The 4,078-nt window shown below is 69.1% G+C and carries 4 protein-coding genes and 1 pseudogene; all 5 read left to right on the top strand.

Translation table 11 applies throughout. The features are described from left to right. On the top strand, positions 1–522 hold a 522-nt coding region (locus EYA84_RS27955; protein ID WP_161595056.1), incomplete at its 5' end, for a substrate-binding domain-containing protein. Between the two features lie 19 nt (positions 523–541). Beyond that, a complete protein-coding gene (locus tag EYA84_RS27950; RefSeq protein WP_131056868.1) occupies positions 542–1,885 on the top strand; it encodes an ABC transporter substrate-binding protein in 1,344 nt (447 codons plus the stop codon). A 31-nt stretch (positions 1,886–1,916) separates the two neighbouring features. After that, the gene (locus tag EYA84_RS27945; RefSeq protein WP_131056866.1) at positions 1,917–2,900 is read left to right on the top strand and encodes a carbohydrate ABC transporter permease; all 984 of its coding nucleotides are present in this window, start codon (positions 1,917–1,919) and stop codon (positions 2,898–2,900) included. Further along, entirely contained in the window at positions 2,900–3,784 is an 885-nt protein-coding gene (locus tag EYA84_RS27940; RefSeq protein WP_131056864.1) for a carbohydrate ABC transporter permease, read from the top strand. The genes EYA84_RS27945 and EYA84_RS27940 overlap by 1 nt, the downstream gene beginning before the upstream one ends. Continuing rightward, positions 3,768–4,078 (top strand): annotated as a pseudogene (locus EYA84_RS27935) (hypothetical protein); the annotation flags it as partial. The gene EYA84_RS27940 and the pseudogene EYA84_RS27935, both read left to right, overlap by 17 nt.

The following is a 4,078-nucleotide window of genomic DNA, read 5'->3' as shown; positions in this document are numbered from 1 at the left end:
GCGGAAATGACCGTGCTCGGCCCCAACCCGCCCACCGAACACGGCGGCCTCGCCCAGGCGGAGCCGGTCCGCCGGGCCGGCGTCACCGCCGTGCTCGCCTACAACGACCTGATCGCGATCGGGCTCCTGGAGGGGCTCGACGCACTCGGGGTCGGGGTGCCGCAGGAGATCAGTGTCGTCGGGGTCGACGACATCAGCCTGAGCCGGCTCACCCGCCCCAAACTGACGACGGTGGCCACGCCGACCGCGGCCGCCGGCCGGACGGCAGTCGACATGTTGCTGCAACAGGACACCGATCTCCCGCGTACCAGCCGGGGCAGCGGTGCCGGGGCGACAGTCGGCGTCCGTCGTACCACCGCACAGGTAATGCTCCAGACCGAGTTGGTCATCCGCGACTCCACCGGGCCGGGACCATACGCCGGCCGGGAACGTCCTGGCGCCACTGCCGTAGGCCCGGGCCCGCATCGCCGTGCGGACCCGGGCAGCCCGATCGTGGCCGCCGGTGACGTCGTCGCCTCCTAACGCCAAGGAGTGAGCGCACATGCACCCCGCAACGCACCCCACCGCGAACGCGTCCGACGGGCGCACCTACCGTACCCCTCTGCTCCGCCGACGGTTGCTGCGCGGCATGCTCGCCGCGGTCGTGGCCCTGCCGCTGGTCGGCGCGGCCGCCGCCTGCGGCGGTGACGACGCCGGCTCCGACGGCAAGGTCAAGCTCTCCATCTTCTGGTGGGGCGGTGACGCCCGGGCCCAGCTCACCGAGCAGGCCCTCGACCTCTACACCACGAAGAACCCGGACGTCACGTTCGAGAAGGTCTGGCAGGCCAACCAGGGCTACTTCGACAAGCTGGCCACGCTCACCGCCGGTGGCAACCCGCCGGACATCTTCCAGATCGACGACAACTTCCTCGCCGAGTACGCCGCCCGCAACGCCACCCTGGACCTGAAGAAGTACGCGGACTCGGGCGACCTCGACACCAGCAAGTTCCCGCCCAGCCTGCTCCAGTACGGCGAGGTAGACGGCAAGCTCGCCGGCCTGGCCGCCGGGGAGAACACCCAGGGACTGGTCTACAACAAGACGCTGCTGACCAAGAACGGGCTGCCCGAGCCGACCACCGGGATGAGCTGGGAGGAGCACATCGCCTGGGCCGAGCAGGTCAGCAAGAAGGCCGGTGTCCCCGGCACCCAGGACCCGAGCGCCGACTACAAGGCGTTCTGGGTCTGGCTGCGTCAGCAGGGCAAGGACCTCTACGCCGGCACCGACCTGGGCTTCACCGCCGAGGACGTGACCAGGTGGTTCGAGCTGTGGAAGGGCGCGCGGGACCGGGGCGCCACCCCGACCCCGGACATCATCCACGAGGGCAACGCCACCGACATCACCAAGCAGCTCGTGGTGACCGGCAAGTCGGGCACCTCCTGGGTCTGGGTCAACCAGATGCCGGAGCTGAAGAAGAACACCGCCGACGAGTTGGGCGTCGTCGCGTACCCGGGTGACCCGAGCGCCCAGTGGGCCCGCGCCTCGATGTACTGGTCGGTCTTCCGGGGCAGCAAGAACGCGGACGTCGCGGTGGACGTGATCAACTTCCTGGCCAACGACCCGGAGGCGGTCAAGCTGCTCGGCACCGACCGGGGTCTGCCCTCCAACATGGACCTGCGCCGCGTGGTCAGCGACGACACCACCGACCCGGCGATGAAGCAGTCCATCGAGGTCGAGAACACGCTGGCCGAGACGTTCGGCGAGGCGCCGCAGGTGCCGATCAAGGGCCACAGCAAGGTCCGCGCCGAACTGACCAAGGCCGCCGAGAACGCCCAGTACGGGCGGGCCACCCCCGCCGAGGCCGCGGCGCAGTTCGTCGAGGCCAGCAAGGCAGCGATCGCCTCCTGACGGCGCCGCGAAACCCGGAGAGGAGCAGTTCGTGGCCCTGACCACGGCGCCCGACCCGACCCGCCGCGGCACCGGATCCGTCCGGCCCGACGCCACCCGGCGCGGGACCGGACGGATCCGGCACGGGGAAGGTCTGGCCGGCTACGTCTTCCTGTCGCCCTGGCTCATCGGTCTGATGGCCATCACGGCGATGCCCATGCTGTTGTCGCTCTACCTCAGCTTCACCAACTACGACATCCTCACCCCCTGGTCCGAGGTGGAGTGGGTCGGGCTGGCCAACTACGAACGGATGTTCACCAGCGATCCGTCGTGGTGGCACTCGGTCCGGGTCACGCTCAGCTTCGCGCTCATCGCCGTACCGCTGAAACTGGCCGCCGCCCTCGGCGTGGCGCTGCTGCTCAACCGGGCCTGGCGCGGGGTCGGGCTGTTCCGGGGTCTGTTCTATCTGCCGTCGCTGCTCGGCGGCAGCGTGGCGCTGGCCATCGTCTGGGTGAACATGTTCAACCGGGAGGGGGCGTTCAACTCCTTCCTGGCGCTGTTCGGCATCGAGGGCAAGCCCTGGGTCAACGACCCGGACTGGGCCCTGGAGACCCTGATGGTGCTGGCCATCTGGCAGTTCGGCGCACCGATGGTGATCTTCCTGGCCGGGCTCAAGCAGGTGCCGACCGAGCTGTACGAGGCCGCGTCGGTGGACGGTGCGGGCGCGTTCCGGAAGTTCGTCAACGTGACGCTGCCGATGCTCTCCCCGGTGATCTTCTTCAACCTGGTGCTGGAGACCATCAACGGGTTCCAGGGCTTCACCGCCGCGTTCGTGCTCAGCAACGGCACCGGCGGGCCGGTCGACTCGACCCTGATGTACACGCTGAACCTCTACATCACCGGCTTCACCGACCTGGAGATGGGCTATGCCTCCGCGATGGCCTGGGTGTTCCTGATCGCCATCGCCCTCATCACGGTCGTCTTCTTCAGCACCGGCCGGTTCTGGGTGCACTACTCCGACGGGGAGGACCGCTGATGGTGGCGAGCACCGTGGCGCCACCCGTGGCGACCCGCCCGCAACGCCCGCGCAGCCGCTCCTGGCTGCGGCTGATCGTGCTGCTGGCCATCGTCGCGGTGGTGCTCTACCCGCTGATCTGGATGATCGGCACGTCGTTCAAGTCGCAGCAGGAGATCGTCAACAACATCGGGCTGCTGCCGGAGACGTTCACCCCGGGCAACTACACCAACGGGTGGAGCAACTTCGACGTCAGCTTCGGCCGGTTCTTCTTCAACAGCGCCATGGTCAGCCTGCTGACCGTGGTCGGCAACGGGGTGAGCTGCCTGCTGGCCGCGTACGCCTTCGCCCGGCTGAAGTTCCGGCTGCGCGGGATGTGGTTCGCCGTCATGATCGGCACCCTGCTGCTACCGGGTCACGTGCTGATCGTGCCGCAGTACATCCTGTTCCGCAGCCTCGGCCTGGTCGGCGGCGACTGGCCGTACCTACCCCTGCTGATCCCGCAGTTCCTGGCCACCGAGGCGTTCTTCGTCTTCCTGATGGTGCAGTTCATGCGGAGCATCCCGCGCGAACTGGACGAGGCCGCCCGGATCGACGGCGCCAACGCGTTCGGCATCTTCCGGCACGTCATCCTGCCGCTGAGCCGGCCCGCGCTGGTCACCACCGCGATCTTCTCGTTCATCTGGACCTGGAACGACTTCTTCCGGCAACTGGTCTTCCTGTCCAGCCTGAGCGACTACACGGTGCCGGTGGCGCTGACCCTGTTCATCGACTCGACCAGCCAGAGCGCGGTGGGGCCGATGTTCGCCATGTCGGTGCTGTCCCTGCTGCCGGTCTTCGTGTTCTTCGTGGCCTTCCAACGGATGCTCGTCGAGGGGATCAACACCAGTGGACTCAAGGGCTGACGACGACCATCGGCGCCCGCCGCGCCGTGACTGGCGGGACACCGTCCGCGACGCCGCCGACCTGGCGCTGGTCGGCATCCTGACGGTGCTCACCGCGCTGCCGGTGCTGACCGCCGGCGCCTCGGTCGGCACCGCCAGCGCGGCCGTGCACGACTGGCTCGCCACCGGCAGTTGGCCGACGGCCCGGCAGACGCTGTCCCGGTTCGGCCGGGGCCTGCTGCCGGGCCTGCCGGTGGCGCTCCTCGGGCTCGTCGCCGTGGGCCTGCTCGCCGCCGACCTGGTGGCGAGCAGGCC

Origin of the sequence: Verrucosispora sp. SN26_14.1 (assembly GCF_004307965.1) — a bacterium.
In the GTDB taxonomy this organism is placed as follows: Bacteria; Actinomycetota; Actinomycetes; order Mycobacteriales; family Micromonosporaceae; genus Micromonospora.
The sequence above is the reverse complement of the archived record's forward strand: the minus strand, read 5'-3'. Positions and strand labels throughout refer to the sequence as shown.